This window comes from Ensifer sesbaniae (genome assembly GCF_013283665.1).
Lineage (GTDB): Bacteria > Pseudomonadota > Alphaproteobacteria > Rhizobiales > Rhizobiaceae > Ensifer > Ensifer sesbaniae.
The window spans coordinates 2,187,168-2,209,603 of sequence record NZ_JABEKU010000002.1; the positions used below are offsets into that span (position 1 = coordinate 2,187,168).

Annotated in this window: 19 protein-coding genes and 2 pseudogenes; 11 read left to right on the forward strand and 10 right to left on the reverse strand. The window is 60.3% G+C overall.

The window, feature by feature from the left end; genetic code table 11:
- Window positions 1-28: 28 nt before the first annotated feature.
- Window positions 29-2,185 carry a ParB/RepB/Spo0J family partition protein gene (locus tag BHMPCIPO_RS27960; protein WP_173519965.1) on the reverse strand — a complete coding sequence of 719 codons (2,157 nt, stop codon included), beginning with the start codon at window positions 2,183-2,185 and terminating at the stop codon, window positions 29-31.
- 736 nt (window positions 2,186-2,921) lie between these two features.
- The gene (locus BHMPCIPO_RS27965) at window positions 2,922-4,022 is read right to left on the reverse strand and encodes a DUF475 domain-containing protein (protein ID WP_173519966.1); all 1,101 of its coding nucleotides are present in this window, start codon (window positions 4,020-4,022) and stop codon (window positions 2,922-2,924) included.
- A gap of 442 nt (window positions 4,023-4,464) precedes the next feature.
- Between BHMPCIPO_RS27965 and BHMPCIPO_RS27970 the strand changes: the two genes are divergently transcribed.
- The 4 genes from BHMPCIPO_RS27970 (at window position 4,465) to BHMPCIPO_RS27985 (ending at window position 8,011) form a co-directional block, all read left to right on the forward strand.
- Window positions 4,465-5,373, forward strand: coding sequence for a DMT family transporter (locus BHMPCIPO_RS27970; RefSeq protein WP_173519967.1), 909 nt, complete (start codon window positions 4,465-4,467; stop codon window positions 5,371-5,373).
- A 78-nt stretch (window positions 5,374-5,451) separates the two neighbouring features.
- Window positions 5,452-5,847 carry a VOC family protein gene (locus tag BHMPCIPO_RS27975; RefSeq protein WP_173519968.1) on the forward strand — a complete coding sequence of 132 codons (396 nt, stop codon included), beginning with the start codon at window positions 5,452-5,454 and terminating at the stop codon, window positions 5,845-5,847.
- Between the two features lie 128 nt (window positions 5,848-5,975).
- The gene (locus BHMPCIPO_RS27980; protein WP_173519969.1) at window positions 5,976-6,755 is read left to right on the forward strand and encodes an ABC transporter substrate-binding protein; all 780 of its coding nucleotides are present in this window, start codon (window positions 5,976-5,978) and stop codon (window positions 6,753-6,755) included.
- Between the two features lie 506 nt (window positions 6,756-7,261).
- Complete coding sequence (locus tag BHMPCIPO_RS27985; protein ID WP_173519970.1) at window positions 7,262-8,011, forward strand: SDR family oxidoreductase; 750 nt, start codon at window positions 7,262-7,264, stop codon at window positions 8,009-8,011.
- A gap of 20 nt (window positions 8,012-8,031) precedes the next feature.
- Here BHMPCIPO_RS27985 and BHMPCIPO_RS27990 read toward each other — a convergent pair whose 3' ends face one another.
- Window positions 8,032-8,895 (reverse strand): LysR substrate-binding domain-containing protein, encoded by an 864-nt coding sequence (locus BHMPCIPO_RS27990; protein ID WP_173519971.1) that lies wholly within the window; start codon window positions 8,893-8,895, stop codon window positions 8,032-8,034.
- A 109-nt stretch (window positions 8,896-9,004) separates the two neighbouring features.
- On the opposite strand from BHMPCIPO_RS27990, the gene BHMPCIPO_RS27995 reads away from it, so the two are divergent.
- Window positions 9,005-9,415 carry a tautomerase family protein gene (locus BHMPCIPO_RS27995; protein ID WP_173519972.1) on the forward strand — a complete coding sequence of 137 codons (411 nt, stop codon included), beginning with the start codon at window positions 9,005-9,007 and terminating at the stop codon, window positions 9,413-9,415.
- A 163-nt stretch (window positions 9,416-9,578) separates the two neighbouring features.
- Window positions 9,579-10,913 (forward strand): NRAMP family divalent metal transporter, encoded by a 1,335-nt coding sequence (locus tag BHMPCIPO_RS28000; protein ID WP_246304584.1) that lies wholly within the window; start codon window positions 9,579-9,581, stop codon window positions 10,911-10,913.
- Between the two features lie 136 nt (window positions 10,914-11,049).
- On the opposite strand, the gene BHMPCIPO_RS28005 is transcribed toward BHMPCIPO_RS28000, so the two are convergent.
- Window positions 11,050-11,331, reverse strand: a complete 282-nt coding sequence (locus BHMPCIPO_RS28005) for a hypothetical protein (RefSeq protein WP_173519973.1) — start codon at window positions 11,329-11,331, stop codon at window positions 11,050-11,052.
- A 13-nt stretch (window positions 11,332-11,344) separates the two neighbouring features.
- Here BHMPCIPO_RS28005 and BHMPCIPO_RS28010 point away from each other — a divergent pair, with 13 nt between their 5' ends.
- Entirely contained in the window at window positions 11,345-12,040 is a 696-nt protein-coding gene (locus BHMPCIPO_RS28010) for a sigma-70 family RNA polymerase sigma factor (RefSeq protein ID WP_246304585.1), read from the forward strand.
- 230 nt (window positions 12,041-12,270) lie between these two features.
- Here the strand turns inward: BHMPCIPO_RS28010 and BHMPCIPO_RS33220 are convergent.
- From BHMPCIPO_RS33220 to BHMPCIPO_RS28040, 6 genes and pseudogenes are all read right to left on the reverse strand, one after another.
- Window positions 12,271-12,684: pseudogene (locus tag BHMPCIPO_RS33220) on the reverse strand (HD domain-containing protein); the annotation flags it as partial.
- A gap of 50 nt (window positions 12,685-12,734) precedes the next feature.
- The gene (locus BHMPCIPO_RS28020) at window positions 12,735-13,166 is read right to left on the reverse strand and encodes a CBS domain-containing protein (RefSeq protein ID WP_173519975.1); all 432 of its coding nucleotides are present in this window, start codon (window positions 13,164-13,166) and stop codon (window positions 12,735-12,737) included.
- Window positions 13,167-13,300: 134 nt separating this feature from the next.
- Window positions 13,301-13,409: pseudogene (locus tag BHMPCIPO_RS33225) on the reverse strand (DUF2934 domain-containing protein); the annotation flags it as partial.
- Window positions 13,410-13,775: 366 nt separating this feature from the next.
- Window positions 13,776-14,390, reverse strand: a complete 615-nt coding sequence (locus tag BHMPCIPO_RS28030) for a response regulator (RefSeq protein WP_173519977.1) — start codon at window positions 14,388-14,390, stop codon at window positions 13,776-13,778.
- A 9-nt stretch (window positions 14,391-14,399) separates the two neighbouring features.
- Window positions 14,400-14,621 carry a hypothetical protein gene (locus BHMPCIPO_RS28035; protein WP_173519978.1) on the reverse strand — a complete coding sequence of 74 codons (222 nt, stop codon included), beginning with the start codon at window positions 14,619-14,621 and terminating at the stop codon, window positions 14,400-14,402.
- Between the two features lie 685 nt (window positions 14,622-15,306).
- Entirely contained in the window at window positions 15,307-15,690 is a 384-nt protein-coding gene (locus BHMPCIPO_RS28040; protein WP_210266664.1) for a hypothetical protein, read from the reverse strand.
- A gap of 563 nt (window positions 15,691-16,253) precedes the next feature.
- Between BHMPCIPO_RS28040 and BHMPCIPO_RS28045 the strand changes: the two genes are divergently transcribed.
- From BHMPCIPO_RS28045 to BHMPCIPO_RS28060, 4 genes are all read left to right on the forward strand, one after another.
- Window positions 16,254-18,344 (forward strand): GumC family protein, encoded by a 2,091-nt coding sequence (locus BHMPCIPO_RS28045; protein ID WP_173519980.1) that lies wholly within the window; start codon window positions 16,254-16,256, stop codon window positions 18,342-18,344.
- Window positions 18,345-18,507: 163 nt separating this feature from the next.
- Entirely contained in the window at window positions 18,508-19,071 is a 564-nt protein-coding gene (gene nusG / locus BHMPCIPO_RS28050; protein ID WP_173519981.1) for a transcription termination/antitermination protein NusG, read from the forward strand.
- Window positions 19,072-19,382: 311 nt separating this feature from the next.
- Window positions 19,383-20,987, forward strand: coding sequence for a hypothetical protein (locus tag BHMPCIPO_RS28055; protein ID WP_173519982.1), 1,605 nt, complete (start codon window positions 19,383-19,385; stop codon window positions 20,985-20,987).
- Between the two features lie 178 nt (window positions 20,988-21,165).
- Window positions 21,166-22,359, forward strand: a complete 1,194-nt coding sequence (locus BHMPCIPO_RS28060) for a glycosyltransferase family 4 protein (protein WP_173519983.1) — start codon at window positions 21,166-21,168, stop codon at window positions 22,357-22,359.
- The last annotated feature ends 77 nt before the right edge of the window (window positions 22,360-22,436 follow it).

Genomic DNA, 22,436 nt, shown 5'->3' on the forward strand with positions numbered 1-22,436 from the left:
TCCGATTGAGCAATGGGTTTGGCAGCAATTATTCCGCCGCTTCGCGATGCGGGCCGTCGCCCTCCGCACGATCGATGGATGCCTTTTCGGCATCCGCGCCTTCCGGCAGGAAGGCCGGCAATTTGATGCCAGCACTTTCCCCGGCATTGTCATCGATAATCCCGTCCGCATCCGCTACAGGGACAGAAGCGACCTCGACCGGGGTCTCGTCGACCGGGAGCCGCAGCACTTCAGGGAGCCATCCACTGCCTTCCAGCAGCCGGGCGGCCTCACGCGCCATGTCGGGCTTCTTGAGGTGATCGATGAGCTGCGCCGACTGTTCGCCTTTCGCCTCGCGGACAGCTTGCAGGATATGCGCCTTCGTGACGCGGCCGAGATAGTTGTCCACCGTCGGCGTCCAGCCTGTCTCGACCATGCTGAAGCCGATCGACTGGGCAAGCTGCTTCGCATGGGCGACTTCCCGCGAGCGCCGGTTCCAGGCCTGGACCGTGGCGTTCAGCGACAGCGAGACGCAATGAGCAAAAAGCGCCATGCGGCTCGCCTCGTCGAGGGCGATCAGATAGTCCCAGACTTCGTCGGCATTGCCGGGAAGATCATGGCCCCAGGACTCCTGCCGCTCACCGATCTCCTTCGCCCAGACCGTATCGCCGAGGCCCTGCGTCTGGCTGAAAGCGGTCTGCTGCGCGGTGATCTCCAGGCACGAGTCCGACCCGCGTCTGTAGAAGGTTTTCAGGACGAACACGTGCAGGGCGGCCACAAAGGCCATCACCGGATCATTGGCAAGCGCATTCCTGAGCGCGACAGTACGGGCGGCTGTCAGATCCTCGATGAGGCGGTCGGAGAGCGGGCGAATTTTCCCGTCATCTTCCTCCGATTCCTCGATACCGACAGGCTTGCCGTTGATCGAGACCCCGCCTGTTGCAGGAGCCGCAACGACACCGTCACCGCTTCTGCCGTTGTCGTCGCGATCATCGGCCTCGCCGCCATCCGTCTCGACCATAGGTTCATCTTCGGGCCGGACGAACCCGCGTTGGATATTCAGCTCACCATTGACACCAAGCGAGATGAAGGCGCCACCGCGGGCGACCTCTTGCCTGTCGAAGACATAAGGCCGATCGTTCAGGGCATCCAACGCGTTACCGAGTTCCTCAAGCCGGGCTTCGGTTTCCTCGGAATAATCTTCCGCCGCCGCATATTCGGCATCGAGCTTGTCATATTCCGCCTTCAGGGCATCATGGCGCACAAGCTCCTCCTCGGTGTACTCGATCCGTTCACCGTAGAAGCGGCGAAGGCCGGACGTGTGGCCATAAGGAAAGTCAAGGGCGGCATCGACCCATTTCCAGCCCTCGTCGGTCTTCAGTGCTTGGGCCTCGGCGCTCAGTTTTTCAAGCACGAGCTGTTCGAGCAGAGCTGGGTCCTGAAGCCATCCGCCGTTGTCCTCATCGAACAGGTCGCGCATCACCGCGCCGCCGGCGGCTTCATAGGCGCTGATGCCGACATACACGGCGCGTCGATCCGATGCCCGGACCGCGGTTTCGGTCAGCATCCGGCGGATATAATAGGCGTCCTGATTATGGGATCGTGAGATCGCGTCCCAAATTTGCTCCTGCCGGACGTGGTCATTGGTGATCGAAAATGCCATGACCTGGCCGAGCTTCATCTCGTCATTGGCATAGAATTCGAGCAGGCGCGGCGAGACGGAGGCCAGTCGCAGCCGCTGCTTCACCGTCGCAACCGAGATGTGGAAGCGGGCGGCGATCTCTTCCTCGTCAAGCCCCTGCTCGCGCAGCGCCATCATACCGCGAAATTCATCCAGAGGATGGAGATCGAGGCGCTTGACGTTCTCGGCAAGCGAATCCTCGACTTCCAGGGTTTCGCCCTTGCTGACGATGCAGGGTATTCCGGCGGTCTCGGACAGCTTCTTCTGGTTGACCAGCAGTTCCAGCGCACGGTAGCGACGGCCGCCCGCCGGAATACGGTAGATGCCGGTCTCTTTGCCGTCGCTGTCAACTTCGGCACGGACGTTGAGGCTTGTCAGCAGTCCGCGATGGGCAATGTCTTCGGCAAGCTCCTCGATCGATACGCCCGCCTTGGTCTTGCGCACGTTGTGCTGGCTGAGAACGAGTTTGTTGAAGGGAATGTCACGCCCGGCGTTGAGAGTGATTTTCTGGATGGCCTGTGCCATATCGTTTCTCCGTAGCGGGCTGGCCGGAGCCTCTCTCCAACAACCGCAACCCGCCGCGAATGCCCCCTTCCCCCTCTCCCTCCTTCTGCGTCCGCAGCCTTCGCCGTTCCGGCTGGCTTGCAAACCTCAGGTGAGGATCTTCCACTCGGCCACCGCCATTTCAGGACAAATTCAACAGGATGTCATAGTTCCGGGTCGGAGCTGTACGCACTGCTTTGGGCATCCCCCTGCTACCGGTTGGCGCCGCCGGAAGGCATCGAACTCCTTGACCTTTGCGGCCGGCAGGGCCTGTGGCGCATGCAACAGTCGGAGCGAAAGGCTTTGGGGCCGTCGTGCGAGGCTTCGAACTTCCCGATCACCAGGGGGCAATGAGCATAGGAGGCGGGGCGCACCGCCCAAAATCGCGGCCGCAACCGAGCAGCCGTGCCATAGCCGCCCGCAATGCCACTTCGCTGTTTGCAACGAATGTTTCGTTCTCCGCCCTCCATCTGGGGAACAATAAGCCAGCATTTGCATCCATGTCGCGGGATGGCTTCGCATTGCAGCGGCAACAAGGCCTGATTGCGCCCAACGGCAGAGTGTTGAATTCAATCAGTAGTCGCATGGTGAGCAAATTATCGTGAGAGATGAACTATATTGAGTCACCAACACCTCGCTGGAGGTAGCAGCGCGCGCTACTGGAAAAAACACCGGCGGACGTGTCCGCCGGGTCCGTTTTCACCCTCGTGAGACGTTATCAGGCGCGCAGTCTCTGCTGAGAATCCGCCGTTTCCGCCTGTTCCATTTCGCGTTCGCGCCTGTTGTAGCGGATCGACGACCAGAGCGAGATGCCGATGAGGGCAGCCCCACCGAGGCCGGTGATCACCTCCGGAATGTGGATCAGGGTCTGGAAGTACATGACCACCGAAAGGATCAGGATCGCGTAGAATGCGCCGTGTTCCAGGTAGCGGTATTCGCTGAGCGTACCCTTTTCCACCAGCATGATCGTCATGGAGCGCACATACATGGCGCCGATACCGAGGCCAATCGCGATGACGAAGAGGTTCTGCGTCAGCGCGAAGGCGCCGATGACGCCGTCGAACGAGAAGCTGGCATCAAGCACTTCGAGGTAGAGGAAGGCACCGAAGCCGCCCTTTGCCGCTGCACTCATGGTTTCCTGTGAGGCGTCGAGCAGGCCGCCGACCACCTCCACCACGAGGAACGTCAACAGACCGTAGATCGCCGAATAGACGAAGGTGTGAACCTCCGCCGGGTCGAGCAGGGTCGAAAAGCCGAGGATGAGTGCCAGAACGAAAGCGATCTCGATGCCCTTGATGGTCGCAAACCGCGCCATCTTGCTCTCGACCCATTTGATCCAGTGCACGTCCTTCTCATGGTCGAAGAAGTAGGTCAGACCGACCATCATCAGGAAGGTACCGCCGAAGGCGGCGATCGGCAGATGCGCGTCGTTCATGATGCGCGCATATTCCTCGGGCTTGCTTGCGGCGAGAACGATCGCTTCGATCGGGCCGATCTTCGCCGCGATGACGACGATCAACAGCGGGAAGACGATGCGCATGCCGAAAACCGCGATGATGATACCCCAGGTCAGGAAGCGATGCTGCCACTCGGGCGTCATGTCCTTGAGTTTGTTGGCATTGACGATCGCGTTGTCGAAGGACAACGAGATCTCCAGCACCGCAAGCACGGTGCAGATGAAGAAGACCGAGACCATCCCACCGACGGTTCCGGTCGACTGCCAGCCGAGCCAGGCGCCGAGCACAAGCCCGACCGCCGTGAAGATGAAGGCCCATTTGAAATAGCCGAGCGCGCTCGCGTGCGATTGAGGCTGTGTCATCGACGAGCCTCCTTCGCGCGAACAACGCGGGATTCGGTGAAGAAATTTGGTTTCAAAACGGAAATGCGCACAGCCGAAGGGGCACATGCGTGAGGCATGAGATCAGTTTTCATTGGAGCTAATCCGCCGGCTAATTTGCTGGCGGTACCGACATCACGAGAGCGCCGTAAAAACTCTCGCCAGAGGGGCCCGGCACCAGTGTTCCTCCCGCGTCTGATGTCTTAAGGGCGGGAGCGTCTTTTTACTTAGCAGCGTGCCGGCGAACGTCAAGGGGGCGTCTGTCGCTGCGATCAACAAACGGTTGTTACAGAGCGGTGTCTTGGTTCGGCGCCTGAACGCCCAAACCGATTCATTCGCAAAACTTATCGTTCCATATGCAGACGGCAATGGATCGAGGGGTCGGAATGTGTCATGGCGTGCGCAACTTGCTGAAGGCCTCAACATGACTGTGATCACCGCCCCCGTAACCGCCCCGAATGCCGCCCGGACCGGCGTCCTCATCATGCTGCTCGGCATGCTGATGTTCTCGCTGAACGACGTTATGGGGAAATGGCTGGTCGCGACCTATTCCGTCAGCCAGTTGATGGTGATCCGCAGCATTGCGGCCCTTTTGTTCCTCGCGCCCTTCATTCTCAGGCGCGGGTTGCGCTCGATGTTCCAGGTCGAGCGGCCCGGACTGCAGGCGCTTCGCTCGCTGCTTTTTGCGATCGATGCCTCCGCTTTTTATTTCGCGGTCGCCTATATGCCGCTTGCCGACACCATGACCTACTGGCTGGCTGCGCCGATCTATGTCGCTGCCGCCTCGCCGTTCCTGCTCGGCGAAAAGGTCGGCTGGCGGCGATGGACGGCGATCCTCATCGGATTCGCCGGTGTCTTGATCGCGCTCGAACCTTCCCAGGAAAGCCTTGGCCTGCCGGCATTGATCGCGCTTGCAGGCAGCACCGCCTTCGCCTTCGCGCTGATGCTTGGCCGCACACTGCGCTCGACACCGGACACCACCCTCGTCTTCTGGCAGATCGTCGGCGCATTGATCTTCTCGCTCGTCGGGGTCGCAGCCAATCCTTCCGGCTGGGCGCCGGTTGGCGGCGAAGCGCTGCTGCAACTCGGCATGCTCGGCGTCGTCGCAATGCTTGCGCATATGCTGGTCAACCGCTCGCTCAAGCTTGCCGATGCTGCGACGGTCGTGCCCTTGCAATACACGCTGCTTTTTTGGGCCGTGGTCTTCGGCTGGATCTTCTTCGGCGACACACCTCGTGCGACGGTGATCATCGGGGCGGCATTGATCGTCGCCTCGGGCCTCTTCATCTTCTTCCGCGAGCAACAATTGAAGAAGCGGCAGGCGAGGGCCTGATCGCAGCTCCCGCGCAAGCCGGCTTCACCGAGCGTGTTCCTGCTATCCCGCCCGCATTCAACGCCAAAGGAAACAATGATGGCCAAGGCAATCCATTCGATGATCCGCGTTCTCGACGAAAAGAAGTCAGTCGATTTTTATCGTTTGGCCTTCGGGCTTGAGGTCGCCGAAAGACTGGACTTCGAGACCTTTACCCTCATCTATCTCAGCAATGAGGAGAGCGACTTCGAACTCGAGCTGACGGTCAACAAGGATCGAACCGAGCCCTATGCACTCGGCGACGGCTATGGCCATCTTGCATTCTCGGTCGCCGATCTCGATGCCGAGCATCAACGCACCACCGATGCGGGCCTCAACCCTGGCAAGATCGTCGCCTTCAACCGTGATGGCACCCTGCTTGCCCGCTTCTTCTTCCTGGTCGATCCCGACGGCTACAAGATCGAGGTGCTTCAGGGCCACGGTCGCTACAAGTGACGCCACGCTGAAGGTGACAATCAACCAAAACAATACCGGTTATCGCGCCTATCTATTTCGCTTATAGACCTCGGCAGCATAGTCTTCCCCGGAAAGCATCAAGAATGATGCAAACAAGGGGAACGCGAATGAAGAAGCAGATTGCAGCAGCTGTACTCGCCATCATGGCGGCAATAGCCTCGTCGGCTCAGGCGGCGGAGAAGATCAAGATCGGTACCGAAGGCGCCTATCCTCCCTTCAACTTCATCGATCCCGCCGGCAAGATCAGCGGCTTCGATGTCGATGTCGGGCTTGCGCTCTGCGAGCGCATGAAGGTCGAGTGCGAAGTGGTGGCCCAGGATTGGGACGGCATCATTCCCGGCCTGCTCGCCAAGAAATACGACCTGATCATCGCCTCGATGTTCATCACCGAGGAACGCAAGAAGCAGGTTGCCTTCACCAATCCCTATTATCTTGCCGCGATGACGCATGCCGCGCCAAAGGGCTCGGGCATCACGGAGTTCAGCAACGAAGCGCTCAAGGGCAAGGTGATCGGCGCGCAGTCCGGCACCACCCAGGCCGAGTACATCACCGCGACCTATCCCGATGCCGAGATCAAGCTCTATCCGACCCAGGACGAGGCCAATCTCGACATGGTCAATGGTCGTCTCGATCTCCAGGTCGGCGACATGCTGCCGCTGCTCGATTGGGTCACAAAGAACGCGGATGGCAAGGGCTGCTGCGAGCTCATCGGCGAACCGATCACCGACAAGAAGTTCGTCGGCGATGGTGTCGGCATTGCCGTCCGCCAGGAAGACAACGATCTGCGCGAGAAAATCAACAAGGCGCTCGACGAGATTCGCGCTGACGGCACCTACAAGAAAATCAACGACAAATACTTCAGCATCGACGTCTACACGATGAAGTGACGCTCCGCGGCACGGTCGGCCAACCGGACGAAGGTCGACCGCGCCCTCAGGGCGCGGTCACACATCTCTCACATGCGGTGCGTTGCCGCTTTACGATCGCCTTGAACTCGGGATCACCGACGAGCGATTGCCTGGCCCATTGGCCCTCCAGCCATTCTGCTTCGCCTTTCCGGCCACCACCGACATGCGGGCGGAGAGCCGCCTTTGCCATCAAGGATCCAGGCATCGATCAAGGCCTGGTCGGCACAAGACGTTTCAACGCTGCATAGCGGCCGGCAGCCGGAGGAAAACCAGCCGGACAATAGGAGCCACCCTTCGCCAGCCGCGCGACGGTCAACGCGGACATTGCCACCGCTCGTGCCCTTGGGTGTGCCATCGGGCGCCGCCGAGACAGCCAGTGGCGCAAGGGCACGCGAGGGTATCCTTGGCGGATGCCGCGGCAGGCGCTAAAGCTCGTCTGTCGAGATTTGATCGACCTGAAAGCGGCCACTGAATCGGAGACAGATATGTTCGACCTCAGCGGAAAGACGGCACTGGTGACGGGCGGTGGTCGCGGCCTCGGCCTCGAAATGGCAAAGGCTCTCGCCAGAGCCGGCGCGGCAGTGACAATCAACGGTCGCAACCGCGAGGCACTTGAAGCGGCACGCGGCCGGCTTGTCGCCGATGGCATAGCGCTCGATATCGCCCCAGGCGACGTGGCGACGGACGCCACACAAATTGTCGACGCGGCGCTGGCTGGAACGGGACAGCTCGACATCCTGATCCATGCGGTCGGCGAGCGCGACCGGCGTGGTACGGACGCCATGGACCCCGCTTCCTTTGCTGCGCTGATCAACGCCGACCTGACGGCTGCCTATGGAATAGCGAAGGCGGCGCTTCCTTATCTTCGCCGCTCGGTCTCCGGCCGGCTGATTTTCGTCACCTCCATCGCCGCCTTCGTTGCGCGCCCCGGAGACCCCGCCTACACCGCCGCAAAGGGCGGCCTTGATGCCCTCACCCGCTCGCTCGCGGTCGAGCTCGGCTCCGACACGCTGACGGTCAATGCGATCGCGCCCGGCTGGTTCGCGACGGAGACCAATGCGGCGCTTGCCGCCGATCCGGCGCTCCAGGCCTTCGTCGATGTCCGCATTCCCCTAAAGCGCTGGGGGCGACCGGAAGAGATCGCGCCCGCGGCCGTGTTCCTGGCATCGCCCGCTGCAAGCTTCGTCAATGGCATTACCCTGACCGTCGATGGCGGCATGACCGTGCAGATGTAGTAGCCGCCCCTTCGCTCGATTCACGGCCTGCCGCCTTCGCCGGGCAAACCTTCGGCAAGAAGCGTCGCGAGACTGGAGGCAGCCTTGTTCGCCTTCGGCTTGAGCCGCAGAGAGAACTCCGCAATCGGTAGCGCCGGCAATGACAGAGCCTGGGGCGCGACGGCGATGCCCTCGCCTATAAATCGCGCGGTCCGCGCCGTGACCGCGATCCCGCTGCGAACTGCAGCGCGCAACCCCGAAAGGCTCGGGCTGGTCGCCGCGATACGATAGCTGTAGCCCGCTTTATCGAGCGCATCTGTGGCCGCTGACCGGAACCCGCAGGGTGGATCCAGCACCGCGATCGGCAATTCGCCGCCGGCGGTAGCCGGCTCACCCGATGCCGACAGCCACAGCATCGGCTCGCTCAACAAGGTGACCTCGTCCGGCTGCAGGCCCTCGCGCATGACGATCAGAACGTCGATCACTCCTTGATCATAGGCCGTCGTCAGCTCCCGTGACCGTCCGACCCTGAGATCAAGCCGGACGCGCGGATGCGTTCGGGCAAAGAGGCGCAGGAGATCAGGCAGATTGCTGTCGGCAAAGTCCTGGGTGCAGCCGAGCGCCAGGCGACCATCGGCCTTGGCGCCCTTGAAGCTGAGCCAGGCGTCACGGTGCACTTCGAGAATGCGCCGCGCGTGTACCAGCAGTTCCTCTCCTGCGGGCGTCAGCACACGTCCCCTTCCCGATGGAGCGAGAAGCGGCTCTCCCACCATTGTCTCCAACCGCTGCATCTGAGCGGTGACAGCGGAAGCGGTGCGGCCGACCGCGGCGGCCGCATGCGCGAGCGAGCCGCCTTCGGCAAAGGCGAGGAACGTTCGGAGCAGGTCAGGATCGAAGGCTTGCATCACTTCAACATAATCGAATCATCAATATCAAACAATTCGATTTTATCTCATCAACTGAAATGGCAGATTGAACGCAACAAGAGATCACAATCATCGAAAGGAGCCTTCAATGCCTATCATCAACATCACGGTCAGCGGCAAGGCCGACGCGGCTCTCTCTTCGCGGATTGCCGCCGCAGTCAGCGAGCTGACGGCCACGCACTTGCGCAAGGACCCGACGATCACCGCAATCGCCATCGCCTATATCGATCCCGCCCATTGGTTCGCCGGCGGCAGGTCGCTGGCGGAGCAGGATCTGAACAGCTTCTGGCTGGATATCAAGGTCGTCGACGGCACCAACACGAAGCCGGAAATGGCGGCCTATCTGGAAGCGGTCTACGGCCGCTTCGAACAACTGCTCGGCAATCTGCATTCAGAAAGCTACATTCTCGTGCACGAGGTTCCGGCCGCCGCCTACGGCTATGGCGGCAAGACGCAGGAGTTTCGGTACATCAGCGGGAAGCTGAAGATCACAGCATAGCTGGGGACACGCTCCCATCTGCCGCCCCTCCGCATAGCTCGGAAGGGGTGGGCAGATGCATTGCGCTGCCGAGTTCGCGCGGCGGAGGGCAACTCGCCGAAGGGAACAATCGCTTGGCAAGGCCGTTCGACGCTGAACCGACACCAGCAACGGAAGGCCGATCATGATGGATCCGGTCCGGCAGAGGGGGTTATTGGGCAAAGACGGCGACAGCAGAAAGTCCGAGCGGCGTTCGTCAACGACTTCGCGCGAACAGCATGGCGACAGCTTTTCGCGCAAGCTCGGCGCCGGCCTGATATCCGGTGCTGCCGATGACGATCCAAGCGGGATCGCCACCTACAGCCAGATCGGCGCGCAATTCGGCTTCTCGCTCGGCTGGACCGTGCTGTTCTGTTATCCGTTCATGGTTGGGGTGCAGGGTTTGAGCGCCCGGATTGGTGCCGTCACCGGTCAGGGTCTTGCGCTGAACCTGCGTCGGCACTACCCCGCGTCATTGGCGCGCGTGGCCACATTGATGTTGCTGATCGCGAACGTCATCAATATCGGCGCCGATCTCGCAGCGATGGGCGCGGCCCTGCGGCTGCTCGTCGGCGGGCCAGAGCTCGTCTATGCCGTGCTTTTTGGTATCGTCTGCGTGTTGCTCGAGATTTTCGTACCGTACCGACGTTATGCGATGTTTTTGAAGTGGCTGACGCTTTCGCTCTTTGCCTATGTCGCGGTCGTCTTCGTCGTCGATGTTCCCTGGATGGATGCGGCGCGTGGCGTTTTCATTCCCTCGTTTACCTTTGGCGGCGAACAGGCGATGGCGCTCGTCGCCGTGCTGGGAACGACGATCAGTCCCTACCTGCTTTTCTGGCAGGCGGGCCAAGAAGTCGAAGAGCTCGGACGACGGCATCACCCGAGATTGGGCGCCAACCCGCAAGCCGCCGAGCCGGAACTCGTGCGCATAGAGATCGACACCGTCGTCGGCATGGCATTGTCGTGCCTCGTGGCCCTCTCGATCATGATCGCGACCGCTACAACGCTTCACGCCAACGGCACCACACACATCGTATCGTCGGCGCAAGCGGCTGAGGTTCTGCAACCGATCGCCGGCAACGTCGCCTTCGCACTCTTTGCCGCTGGCATTATTGGAACGGGCATGTTGGCGGTCCCGGTTCTGGCGGGCTCGGCCGCCTACGCCGTTGCCGAACTGTTTCAATGGACAGAAGGGCTGGATCGCGCACCTCGGAGAGCGAAAGCTTTCTATGGCACGATCGCTCTGGCAACGTTCGGTAGCGTTGCTGTCTTTCTTGTGGGGGTAGATCCGTTTCTGCTGCTCTATTGGAGTGCGGTCATCAACGGTGTGCTCGCAGGTCCCCTCATCGCCATCATGACGATGATGGCTGCCAATCGCCGCATCATGGGCCAGCTCAATGCGCCGCGGTGGATGTTGGCACTCGGTGGTGCGACCGCCATGGTGATGGTATCCGCGACGGCCGCAATGTTGTTGCTCTAGGAGCATCCCGAGGAGCATCCCGCTTTCGTGTCGAACCAACGGAAGCGGAAAGATGCCTTAGAATTAAAGCCCTAAGCGTCCTTGTGTGTTCATCGGAACGCTTAAGGGATGCTCTATCCGGACTGTCGGCCGGGTCTCAAAGAAGAGGTGACGGTTTCTTTATTTCGTTTTCCGCGCCATCCGTAGCGCGGATTTCTGCGCGACTGACGATGTCCATCAATTCTTTGCTGAGGGCGTTCTGATAGGCAAAGTCCGGGCTTGGAACGACACCCGGATCCTCTTCGTGATCCTGAACGACGAGATCGTCGCGCAGATGGTCCATGAGCCTTTCCCAGCATGCATCATCGCGTGCAGCAACCGCCAGGAGCGCGGTCAGGATTTTTCGGTGAGCCATAAGCGTTAGTTCGATCTTCTCCATTTTGTACCTCGTCTTGGCCGACAAGCTCGGCTGGATTTCTTCCAAAGGCCTCTCCAACAGGAAAGCCATCTCCAACAGGAAGGAAGCGGCGTTGGTTCCATCGTGCCGCCGGGAGCGCCGGGCTCGGAACTTAAATGCCGACCGCGCATTGTCAAAAGAGCAACTCAGCTACTCCGAAAGGCAGTATCCCATGCAGTTCCCCCCTGAGATGGAAGACCAAATTCAGCCGCTGGAGACTCAGGTCATTGACCTCATTCCGGCATTGCGGGCGTTTGCGCGCACCTTCGTCACCTCCAACTTCGAGGCGGACGATCTCCTGCAGGAAACCCTTTTCCGCGCGTTGCGGGGCATCGATGGCTTTGAACCCGGCACAAATCTGAAGTCGTGGCTCTTCACCATCATGCACAATGCCTTCCGCACGCAGTACAAATTGCGGCGGCGTGAAGCGCCAGGCGTCGTCAATTGCGCCGAACTGCCGATACCAATGGCACCGCCACAGGAGTGGTGTGTGCTCAGCAGCGAATTGCGCACCGCGCTGGAAACGCTGGCGCCCGACCATCGGGAGGTCCTTGTCCTCGTCGCCGGCTATGGCCTGAGTTATAAGGAGGCGGCCGAGATCTGCGATTGCGCCGTTGGAACCATAAAGAGCAGATTGAGTCGAGCCCGCGATGAGCTCGCCTATCGCATGAACGGTGTGCCGGTAGGATGAACCGGCGCGCCTTCTGATCACTGCATGAAAATCAGGTAGAGCGCGCCGACGAGGACCAAGCAGAGCAGAACGACGAAAAATCGCTTCGCGACGCGATCGGCATTCTGCCTGCGAAGCGCCCGGCGGGCGGCATCACTACGTGCAGGCCGCGTCTCGCCCGCCAAGTTTGAGACGTCGGGCCCCAGGCCGTCAGCCGTTTCTTCCTGGTCTGCGAGCGTGTTCTTGCTGACCATTTCTTCTAGCAGGTGCAGCCGGCGTCCGTACTCGGCGCCACTTTTGCCTTGGCGTTCCAGCTGCGCGAGATTGTCGTTGAGATCCGCCCGCTTTACCTCGAGGCTAAGCGGGTTGGCTGTCGCGCGGATCGTCAACGCATCCTTCGTTTCACCCGGCCGCCGCGTCAGAGATTCGACAGCAGAAACGACCTCCGGAGAGAAGCCGGAATCCAGCAGCCTTTCAGCCGTCCATCCCGGCGATTTTTCAAGTACATCATGCAGGAAGGCAACCGTCTTGGCCTTGTCGCCCTGAACGGCATCGGCAACGCGTTGACAATGCCGAATGTATGGTTCGCCTGCCTTGTCGCGTTGGCCGGCATGGGCGTGAACGGCGACTTCTCGCGCCCAAGCATGCTCTTCGGACGCGGACAGCAGGACCGGGGAGCGCCACAGGGAACGTCGATCACGGGTGTCAGCCATTGCTACGGCCTTTGGTTGTGAGCGCCGCCCGGAGCGGTCACACCTCTGAGGCCGATCCCCGCCAAACCAGGGTCTCGACGCGCCGCATCTGCCAGCGAAACGATGCCGACAAGACGCTTGTTACGATCAACGACGGGCAAGCGGCGTACCTGCTCGTCGCCCATGTTGTGGGCTACCTCCGACACCTCTTCGTCGTCGAAGCAGTATTTGACGTCGGCGGTCATGACGTCGCCGACGCGGGTCTTGTCGTCACGACCGTCAGCGACACAACGTACGACGATATCACGGTCGGTAATCATGCCGACCAGGCGATCATTATCGCCGACCGGCAGAAATCCGATATCATTTTCGGCCATTTCCCGCGCAACCGCTGAGATCGTATCGTCCGGACTGGCAACGTGGACGTCCCTTGTCATGATTTCGGAAATTCGCATGGCTGTTCTCCGTTCCGTTCAGGATTCATCGGCTCCGCGGCCGGCCGTTCCGTGCGGAGCCGTCGACGGAGCAACCACGGTTCCGGTATCGTCGTCGGCGTCTTTCGCGGGATGGAGGCGTTCACGTTCTGCTATTTCACGGCTGGCCTGTTCCCAATGGCGCTGTTCGGCACCTTCTGGCCGTCCCTCGCTTTCCCAGATCGCATATGCGCGCCGGCGAATGAGTTCCTCCCTGTCGTCCATGACACTGGCCCTCCTTCTAGTGCTGCGCCTTGCAAACTCTGAATTCGTGGATTTGTTCCGGCACCCCTGCAAGGGCCCCGGATCGAATGCGCCGCACGCAATAATCCTCGAAAACTTCTCGGAACTATGCGGGGAACCGCCGGTTCTTCATGGGTAACGAGGAAAAAGGAATGAGCCCGACCCCACGCAGACCCGGCGAGCAACAGCCACCACCCCCGGAGCCGAACCGGACACCGCGGCCAATCGAGGAACCAGAACCCGAAGATCTGCCGGATGAGAAGCGGACGCCGAACCCGGACGAAGTCCGTGAACCACCCATGCACGCCGAACTTCGCCTATCGTCCATCTAGCCGCGAGTTACTGCTGTCAGTTTGGCCCATACGGGCTTTCGCCATGAATGATCATCATCAACTCGTGCAGCCATGCATCGAGCGGCTGTGTTCTCTGCCTCGTAGGGGCCAGGGCAATCGCACGTTCGAGCGTGCGCTCGACGAGGAAGTCCGCAGCCGTGACGCTCGACGTCAACACCCTGGCCCTGAGACGCAGGCCGGGAATGAGATCCGTAACGGGTTGATCGGGCAGGCTTCCGCAGATCGGGGCAAGCGTTGATAAATTCTGAAGATACTGCTCGAAAACCGCGCTCACCAAGTCTGACGAGCTAGTGCATTTGCTAAGGCGCGCGGCCGAGCTGAATCTTTCCGGAACGCTCAAATCATCGTAGCCGCTGAAGAAGATCAATGGCACCGATCGGCGCGCAAGCTCGTCCGCCACGGGAAAAACCAACTCGCCATTGAGGTTGATGTCGAGGACAGCAACCTGAATATCGTCAGCCTTCGAAAGCCGCTTCAGGGCATCTTGCACCGTTGGGGTGGGGCCAATGATGGTCGCGCCGGCCCGTTCGAGCCATAGGGCGATGTCATTCGCGACATAGAACTCATCCTCTGCCACCAGCACCCGCAATTGCTGCAGGTCCAGCATCATTTTCCGTCCTCAATCCTTCTGCCCATCTAAGTTCTTCTGGCGCTGTGCGCGGGCGGTCGCCGATGCTGCGGCTCGCCGGGATTCGAGAGCCCTCTGAAGCCTGTTGGCGAGTATGAGCAACCGATCCGGGATATCATCGACGAGCCCTGCATCCGGCTCGACCGCGCGAGGAGCCGAATTGTCCATCAACAAGGTCTCGTTTTCATTACCTGTTTTCTTGCCCGAAGCCATCGCTTCCACCTACTCGTCTATTACAGTGCACTCTCGGGCATGCTCGCCGCCGATAGCAGCAATACCGTAAGGATACGCCCCGCGGGAGCAGAAGCCAAGTTTTCCGGGTCCGGGGCGGCGGTCGCATTGTATCGGAACGAACGACGGCGCTGTCGGTTTGGTCCCCATGATGTTCCCGAACCGGATCAACAACGCTGGCATCTCTGGTCGAGCGAGATCAGCCGCTATCTCTGCGAAAAGCGCCCTGTTGGCTGTGCTCGCCATTATACCGACTGCCCATCCGACATTCCCCCAGACTGCCGATAAAGTTCCATCCGCCGATTGCCAAACCGGTCCCGAAACGCCTGAGAACGAGCAGTACGAGGACTGGACGCAGAAGCTCGAGAGATGCGCCGGCGTTCTTCTGCCGCCCAAGACAGGTGACCACGAACTGGTGGAACCGGCTCCGCCCACCGGGAACACACGCATTATCAAGCCCCACGAACTACCGCCCGATGAAGGCGCCGGTGACGGCATTGAGCAATGAGCCGCCGAAGCTCTCCGGCGCCGCGCATCCTTCAAGACACGAGAAGGTCGCCGTAGCATTTTGAATTGCTGCTATTTTTGCCCCTCGGCCGGCGAAGATTAAGGGAAATATGCAGTGGGCTTGCCTTCCGGCGCAGCGGTCGAATGGTTGATTCAAGCTCTATCGACTGACGCTGGTAGTCGCGTGCTCTACAGACGCTTTTGCGCTGAAGACTTGGCGCCGGCCTTCGGTGATTTCTAATTCGCGGATGTCCGATCTCGCCGCATCGAGTTTTGCTTCGACCTCAAGCAATCTCTTGCGCATGGTGATGACCGCAGCCGAAACCACGAGAATATCGGCGATCACGACAATGACTGCGCCGACAACACCTTCAACGCCAAACAGGATCAATATGACAGCGCCGACAAATATCGTAACGGCGCCGCATCGCAGGTTGCGGCCGCCTCTCAGGAAGAGCACGGCGGGAAAGGTCGCCAGCAGGACCGTTACGATCCCGGACTTGTCCGCAATGCTCTGCGAAGCGAATTCGATGAGTGTATCCATAGCGACCCACGGCTCGCTGAGACCAGTTCAAGTTGAGCGTCTGATCAACCGGGCGTTCCATCCGAACGCACCGATGTTCCGGTGAGGGCATTCATCAAAGTGTCGTCGAAAATGGCTAGGGTGCCAGCTCGGCGGCCTTTTCGGCGGCTCCGGTCTGCTCCGGCTCGACGATTACCATCTTGAGACACAGTTCGTCAGCAGTCTCATTCGCGTATTTCCCCCTTGGCCCTACCACAATAGTGGTACGCGCCATTCGCCTTTTGGCGATGCAGTTGGCCAAAAGTACTCGTCCTTTCATCCCTTGCTTCAGCTTACTACGCACTAGTGCTGATGGCACTGATATCAGCGAACCTGATATATTTTTCGGTGGCCGGCAGTTTGATCGGTCGACGGCGGAGCAGGATGACTTGGGCGTACGGCGAACCGGTGTGCGAATGCCGGGACTGCTGCGCGTGAGTTGCGCCTAACCATTAGCTCCTCAAACGTTTGTTTTACTGCAGGCCCCTCCGCTGGTGCAGCACCGGGAGAGCATAATCATTGTAGATATTTGAAGGGATTTGACGATGCAGGGCTCGACCGACCGCGTGATTGTGACACCGGAACCGGCGCTGCTCGACGTGAGGGAGATTATCGATTTTCTTTTCCGGCGCTGGAAGTTCATATCGTGCACCGCCGTCTTAACGCTCGGAGCTTTCGTCGGAATCTCGCTCGTCGTTACTCCGTCCTATACAGCGATCTCCAGGATTCTGCTCGACGCTCCCAAGGACTATATCCTCTCTCAGGACGCCGGGCCCGAACTGCGCGACAACTCCACATTCATCGAAAGCGAAATCGCCGTCCTGACGTCCGCCTCGCTGCTTCAGAAGGTTGTCGAAAGCGAGGGGTTGGCGCCAGACCCTGCGCTTGAGGCCGGGGCGCTGACGTGGCTCGAGGGCGCGCTCGAAGTCTCGCGCGTCGGACTGGCCGATGTCATCGAGCTCAACGTAACCTCGAATGACCCCGAACAGGCGGCACGCCTCGCCAATGCGCTTGCCCAGGTTTACGTGCAAGACCGCATCGAGTCTCGTTACGAGGGGGCCAAGAAGGCTTCCACCTGGTTGAGCGAACGCGCCGGAATTCTGCGCGAAGAACTGAGCCGCTCGGAAAACGCCGTGCAAAAGTTCCGCGCCGAGCATAATCTTCTGGCGACGCAGTCCGGGAGCCTGACCGGGCAGCAATTGTCCGAATTGAACATAGCGCTCATCAACGCCCGTGCTGAACTGGCGACGAAACGCTCTAAGTTCGAGCAGGCGGAGAAGGTCGTAAAGTCGGGTGGCGATGCCCAGACCCTGCCCGACGTGCTGCAGTCCGATGTCGTCAGCGCGCTGCGCACCCAGGCTGGAGTCGTGACGCGCAAGGAAGCAGATCTGCGGCTACGTTACGGCGACCAGCATCCTGAGGTGATGACGGTCCAGGCGGAGCACCGCGACATCGAGCAGCAGATCGCCGCCGAGATACAGCGGCTCGTCGGCAACCTCAGAAACGAGGTGGAAGCCGCCGAAGCGCGCGAAGCTGCGCTGTCTCGGGCACTTGCGTCGGTATCCGGTCAGTCGGCGGTCGAGGATCAGGTCGGCGTTCAGTTGCGCGATCTGGAGCGGATTGCGGCCGCGAACAAGGAACTGTTCCAGACATTCCTGTCGCGCGCCAAGATCGCCGAGGAGAAATCGACACTGCTGAGCAGCGGTGTGCGCGTTATTACACGCGCCGGCGTCCCGCTCGAGCCAAGCTTCCCGAATAGACCGCTTTTTGCGGCCGTGGGCCTGGTGGTCGGTGCTGCCTTGGGCGGAGCCGGCGCGCTTGTCCGCGAGCTGTTTTCATCCGGCTTCATGGCAAGGCGCCAGGTGGAAGAAGCACTGGCCGTTCCAGTTCTCGCCTCCCTGCCGCGTATGACGGAATGGACGCGGACAAAATCGCGCGTGCAGCCGGTGGCGTATCTGGAGCACCGCCCCCTGTCGCGCTACAGCGAGGCCGTCAGAAGGTTGCGCCTGGGTCTCGGCGGCATACCCGACACGGATCATTCGCCATCAATCACCCTCGTTACCTCGGCGATGCCGGGCGAAGGCAAGACGACGCTTGCACTCAGCCTTGCTTGCTCTGCCGCCGCAGATGGGGAGCGCGCGCTGGTAATCGATGCCGATCTCAGGGTTTCGGCCACCACCGCCTTCTTTGGCATGACCGAGAATGTCGGACTGGTCGACCTTCTGACACTCCCGATCGATCCTGCCAAGGCAATCCACCTGGACGGGCGCTCGGGCATTCACGTTCTGCCGGCCGGCGCAAAGACCTTGAACCCCCCCGCTCTCCTTGCCTCGGCACGGATGCGCTCCCTCATCAACGAGTTCCGGGCAAGCTATGACACGGTGATCATCGATGCGCCGCCGGTCGGCCCGGTGGCAGATGCCTCCATTCTCGCCGGACACGCCGACAAGGTGGTGTTCGTCGTGAAGTGGCGTGACACGTCCCGCGAAGCAGTGGCGGAAGGCATTCGATACCTCGGCGACAGATCCAAGCTCGCTGGGATTGCCCTGACGATGGTCGATGGGCCGAAATTGCCCAGATATGGACGCTACGCGTCTCTTGATGGCAATGGATATGACGGCCGCTACCTGAATTGATGAGCAACCTCGCTCGTTCCTTCGAGGAAAGGAAGAGATTCATCTTTAATAAATATAGTCAATACATTGATAACACATAACGGAAATCAATAAATCAAAGCAACAAATAGACATATACTGAATAAAAATCGAACAATTAAAAAACAGGAATGGAGGTGGAGAGATGCTGAGTGACAACTCACACGATGGTTCACGTTCGGTTCCACTTGACGATGCTCGCGATGCTCAGCCCGAACGCTGGTACGTGGTGCAGACACATCAACACTGTGAGACCCTGGCTGAAAAGCATCTGACTTCACAAAACTTGCGGACCTACCTGCCGAAACGGCGCCGAACCGTTCGCCATGCGCGCAGCATAAAGACTGTGTGCGGCGCCTATTTCGATGGCTACCTTTTCGTCTCACTGGATATTCAACGGCAGAGATGGTCGCCGATCAATTCGACCGTCGGCGTGCGCAAGCTCGTGATGAGCGACCGCAAGCCGATACCGGTCCCTTACGGAATCGTCGAAGCCTTGATCTTGGCGACCGACGAAGCGGGCTTCCTTCACCCCAAGGATATGTTCCAAGCGGGAAAAACAATTAAAGTAGAGAGCGGCCCCTTTGCAGATCAACTTGGCGTCCTTGACTACGTCGGGCGCTCAGGAGCAGTCCGCGTCTTGATGGATATTATGAATAGGGCCGTTCCAATTTATATAGACAGAGACAAGTGCTTGGTGATAAATTAACATCTTCTTAATTAGTGCTTTTGTTGAGTTTGTTGCTTTAGTTCTAGGTTTTTTGCGCGAACGATGAGCCAGATCGACTCACCCTCGCTGCGGCAGCCTGCGATGAATCGGCCAAGCCTGCGCTGCGTCGAAAGACTGGCAACGGCACATCACTGGATTTCACGGATGACGCTCCCGACAATCGATTGTGAAGAGCTCCCTCTGCCACTGGCCATGAGGACGGGCCTGTCTCATCATAGCCTCTCGAAGAGGCCCACGGAGCAAAAGAGCGGCAGTGAACTGTACTGGCAGATCCCATGAAGTCGCGGCCCATGTCGACTTGGCAAGAAAACGTCGTGACCAAGGAGGCCTCGACTTCGCAGGCGAGCGGTCTCGACCAGGCAGCGACGTTACGGAGCGGCCCAACCAGATGCCTCCCCTCACCTCCAGTTCCACCGTTGGCGATCGCGGCGGAACTGTTTGCGGCGCTGGATGCGGCCGATATCCACTATGGCATCGTCCAGGATCCGGGAAGCCTGCCGCAGGCCCTCGCCGGCCGTGACGACATCGACATGCTGCTCGATAAGCGGGACTACATGGCCTTTTGCGCGATCATGGCTCGGCTCCACGGCCGTCGCAGCGTCAGCCTCTCCTGCTACGACAATGTGTGTGACGGCAGAGAAGATTGGTTCGTTCCTGACTTCTCACGCAGCGCCTATCTACACATCGATCTTCATGTCGGCATCCGCGTCGGCTGGGAGTTCCGCAAGCGTTATCTGGCGTTCGACTATGCGGCCGTCGCGCAGTGGGAGCGCCTGTCGGTCGAGGGAGTAACCATCCCGGTCGCCTCTCTCGAGGACGAGATTCGGTTGACGATTGGTCGTTTCGCGTTTCGTCTTTGGGGATGGCCGTGGACACGATGGGTGGTCTTGCCTGGGGACTGGGAGGACCACCTTGCGCAACTGCCCTTTCGATCCGGCGAAGCAGGTGAACGTGTCATCGAATGCGCCGGTGGCGGCAGCGGCACTATAAGTTGCAGGATTCGGCCGAACGAAGGCGGCATCGAGGTCTGTCGCGCTGATCTCGCGCGGCTCAGGCACGCGATCCGTCATCGGTGCGGCTATTCCCGCGGCAGCGGTCTGGCGGATGCGACGGTCCACTACATCCGCAAGGCCTCCTATCTTTCGTTGAGGGTCCTGGGGAGACTGTGGCCAGGCAGCGTTCCGGCAAAGAGGCGTGCCTCTACGGGCGGGCTCGTGGTCGCACTCGTCGCGCCGGATGGCCTTGGCAAGAGCACGCAGACCGATCTGCTGACACGCATCTTCGCCTGGAAGCTCGGTTGCGCGCAGGTTTATGTCGGCACTGGAGAAGGCGATGGATGGTGGTTCCGCAAGGCATTGCAAAATCTGCTTTCCCCCCGCAGGCACCAATTCAAGGCGGTGATCCAGCGTGACCGCAAGGAACCGCGCGGCGGGGCGATAGGCAAGGTGCTCGCAGCCGGGCTGGCTTTGTGGGCCGTGCTGATTGCGATCGAGAGATACGGGGTCGTCAAGCGTGCGCATCGATGGGCGACACGCGGCCTGATCGTCGTGTGCGATCGGTGGCCGCAGACGCTTCGCAAGGGGTACCTGGACGGACCGATGATCCAGTCCGACCTGCCTGCCGTTCCCGGCCTTGCGGCGCTTGCCCGCTTCGAAGAGCGGCTTTATCACAAGATGAGCGAATGCAAGCCAGACCTTATCCTTCACCTCGTATCGGATTTCTCCGTCTCGCAGAGCAGAAAGCCGGGAGAGATCAGCAAGGAAGGGTTTGAGGCGCGGATGTCGTTGATGACCGAGCTTCGAGCACTCGACAAAGACATCAGGGTCGTCGACGCAAGCGGCAATACCGAAACCATCACCCGGGTTCTTTTCAAGCAAATCTGGCTTTCCCTGTAAGAGGCGACGCCTTCTCCCAAATCCCGGCAGGTCACACGCGCGACGTTCCGGCGCGGCCTTCTGCTTGTTCCCTAGAATCGTCGCCGACAAGGCGTGCGCGCCCCGAAACGCCGTCGTTTCGCAGCCAAGCCCCTCAACGAACTACCAGCAGTCATCAGCCTCGCGGAGATACACGCAGATGAAGATCGTTCATGTGTTGACTCGCCTACATCGCGCGGGTTCGGAGGAAAATACGCTGGCCTGTTGCAACGCCCAGGTGAAGCACGGTCATGAGGTCCTGTTGGTTCACGGCAACGAATATGATGCCAGCCTGCGGGCCTCCGTCGCCAAGACCATGCGGGTCGTCAGCCTTGACGCGCTGGTTCATCCGATATCCCCCATCAACGACTTCGCGGCCCTGCGGCAACTCAGCCGGCTTCTCCTCGAATGGCACCCCGACATCGTTCATACCCATCAAAGCAAGGCTGGCATTATCGGCCGGTTGGCGGCCAGGCAGGCCAATGTCCCGGGCATCATCCACGGCGTGCACATCCTACCTTTCGTGCACGTCGGCAATGCTCAGAAACTGACATTCCTTGCAGCCGAACGACTGACCGCACGGTTCACACGCGCCTTCATCGACGTCAGCCAATCGATGCGCGATATCTGCGTTTCCCACCATATCGGCAGCCCCGCACAGCACTATGTCGTCCATTCGGGTTTCGACCTTATGCGCTTTTCCCACGCCCATTGGCCGAGTGAGGCGCCGCGGCTTCTCGGCATTGCACCTGGCGAGCCCAAGCCGCCGGTCGTGTTGATGCTGGCGGCACTCGAACCGAGGAAGCGCCATGTCGAACTCATCGAAGCGTTTCCCAAGGTCATCGAGCGCGTTCCAGACGCGCGGTTGATCCTCGCCGGCGAAGGACCGGCACGGCGGGATATCGAAGCCGCCATTGCCCGCTCCCCGGTGGGCGGCAGTATCCACCTGATCGGATATCATTCCGAGCCAGAACAACTGATCAGCCTGGCCGATGTCTGCGTGCTGACATCAATGCGAGAAGGACTGCCGCGCGTGGTCATGCAATACCTGGCCGGCGGCAGGCCCTGTGTTGTTTCGGAGCTGCCTGGGCTGGAGGAAGTCGTCAGGCACGGTGTCAACGGCATCGTCACCCCCGCCGATGACGTGAACGCTGCGGCGACGGCCATTGCCGATCTCCTCGAAAACAAGGCGCTTCGCGCCCGTTTGGCCGAAGGCGCAAGACACACCGACCTCACATCCTGGGGAGTTGATGCGATGTGCGACAGCGTCGAGACGGTCTACCAGTCCGTACTCGGGGCGCTGCCCCAAAACGACCTTTCAGGCGCGCGGGCTTATCAGTCGCAACTGCAATAGCGATCACAGTGTCTGCAGATTTCCACACCTCGATCAGGGCGGGCTCACCGCTACCAAGGTAGCCGCGTCTGTCCTTC

Bases quoted from the DNA above. Each gene is read 5' to 3' on its own strand.
- BHMPCIPO_RS28045 (WP_173519980.1), top strand. From the start codon at position 16,254: ATGCAGGGCTCGACCGACCGCGTGATTGTGACACCGGAACCGGCGCTG.
- BHMPCIPO_RS27985 (WP_173519970.1), top strand. From the start codon at position 7,262: ATGTTCGACCTCAGCGGAAAGACGGCACTGGTGACGGGCGGTGGTCGC.
- BHMPCIPO_RS27960 (WP_173519965.1), bottom strand. From the start codon at position 2,185: ATGGCACAGGCCATCCAGAAAATCACTCTCAACGCCGGGCGTGACATT.
- BHMPCIPO_RS28000 (WP_246304584.1), top strand. From the start codon at position 9,579: ATGATGGATCCGGTCCGGCAGAGGGGGTTATTGGGCAAAGACGGCGAC.
- BHMPCIPO_RS28055 (WP_173519982.1), top strand. From the start codon at position 19,383: ATGTCGACTTGGCAAGAAAACGTCGTGACCAAGGAGGCCTCGACTTCG.
- BHMPCIPO_RS27995 (WP_173519972.1), top strand. From the start codon at position 9,005: ATGCCTATCATCAACATCACGGTCAGCGGCAAGGCCGACGCGGCTCTC.
- BHMPCIPO_RS28040 (WP_210266664.1), bottom strand. From the start codon at position 15,690: ATGGATACACTCATCGAATTCGCTTCGCAGAGCATTGCGGACAAGTCC.
- BHMPCIPO_RS28035 (WP_173519978.1), bottom strand. From the start codon at position 14,621: ATGGCTTCGGGCAAGAAAACAGGTAATGAAAACGAGACCTTGTTGATG.
- BHMPCIPO_RS28020 (WP_173519975.1), bottom strand. From the start codon at position 13,166: ATGCGAATTTCCGAAATCATGACAAGGGACGTCCACGTTGCCAGTCCG.
- BHMPCIPO_RS27975 (WP_173519968.1), top strand. From the start codon at position 5,452: ATGGCCAAGGCAATCCATTCGATGATCCGCGTTCTCGACGAAAAGAAG.
- BHMPCIPO_RS27970 (WP_173519967.1), top strand. From the start codon at position 4,465: ATGACTGTGATCACCGCCCCCGTAACCGCCCCGAATGCCGCCCGGACC.
- nusG (WP_173519981.1), top strand. From the start codon at position 18,508: ATGCTGAGTGACAACTCACACGATGGTTCACGTTCGGTTCCACTTGAC.
- BHMPCIPO_RS27990 (WP_173519971.1), bottom strand. From the start codon at position 8,895: ATGCAAGCCTTCGATCCTGACCTGCTCCGAACGTTCCTCGCCTTTGCC.
- BHMPCIPO_RS28030 (WP_173519977.1), bottom strand. From the start codon at position 14,390: ATGATGCTGGACCTGCAGCAATTGCGGGTGCTGGTGGCAGAGGATGAG.
- BHMPCIPO_RS27965 (WP_173519966.1), bottom strand. From the start codon at position 4,022: ATGACACAGCCTCAATCGCACGCGAGCGCGCTCGGCTATTTCAAATGG.
- BHMPCIPO_RS27980 (WP_173519969.1), top strand. From the start codon at position 5,976: ATGAAGAAGCAGATTGCAGCAGCTGTACTCGCCATCATGGCGGCAATA.
- BHMPCIPO_RS28005 (WP_173519973.1), bottom strand. From the start codon at position 11,331: ATGGAGAAGATCGAACTAACGCTTATGGCTCACCGAAAAATCCTGACC.
- BHMPCIPO_RS28060 (WP_173519983.1), top strand. From the start codon at position 21,166: ATGAAGATCGTTCATGTGTTGACTCGCCTACATCGCGCGGGTTCGGAG.